The sequence below is a fragment of the Peribacillus sp. SIMBA_075 genome (genome assembly GCF_046534585.1).
Window position 1 is genome coordinate 1 of sequence record NZ_JAWRYN010000810.1, and the last position, 264, is coordinate 264.

Sequence of the window (264 nt, forward strand, 5' to 3'; positions counted from 1 at the left end):
GCTCTTGCATAGTCTCTCGCAAAAACATGAAGACCAGATCAGCCTTGTGTCCCAAAATGGAGTACACAGCGGTGCTTCCTTGTCCTTCTGCTTCATTCGCATCCCAAGTACGGATCAAAGCATTCAGCTCGTCCAACGCTTCTTGACGCTCCTGTGCAGAAGCTGCTTTCCACTTTTCCCAATTGATGGTGCGGAAATTATGATACGTATACCAACCTTCTAATGTAAGCAACGCTTCGTTCGTGCTCATTTGAAAATCAGCTC

General features: G+C 46.6%; 1 pseudogene. It reads right to left on the reverse strand.

The annotated features are described in order from the left end of the window. Positions 1-250: pseudogene (locus SB775_RS30465) on the reverse strand (hydrogen peroxide-dependent heme synthase); the annotation flags it as partial. Between the last annotated feature and the right edge of the window lie 14 nt (positions 251-264).